Source organism: Mesorhizobium sp. GbtcB19 (assembly GCF_019091085.1).
Lineage (GTDB): Bacteria > Pseudomonadota > Alphaproteobacteria > Rhizobiales > Rhizobiaceae > Mesorhizobium.
Genome location: NZ_JAGXJY010000648.1, coordinates 1 through 229, shown reverse-complemented (window position 1 = coordinate 229; position 229 = coordinate 1). Strand labels below are relative to the sequence as shown.

Sequence of the window (229 nt, the reverse complement as noted above, 5' to 3'; positions counted from 1 at the left end):
CGGCGCCGAGAAGGTGCCCGACCAGCGGCAGGAGCTCGGGGCCGAATTTGGGGCGGCGCAGCAGCACCGAGTAGAGCGCCCAGCAGAACGCGCTGCCGACGATCCACAACTCGCCGACGTTGTAGCGCAGCTTGACCAGCGCCTCGATATTGCCATGCGCGGCGGTGACCAGCATGCCAGCCAGCGCCGCCACCGCGCCTAGCGCCTTCCAGTGGCCGGGCGGCTCCCC

Annotated in this window: 1 pseudogene; it reads right to left on the bottom strand. The window is 71.2% G+C overall.

The window, feature by feature from the left end:
- Positions 1-229, bottom strand: a pseudogene (locus KVT37_RS33300) (EamA family transporter); the annotation flags it as partial.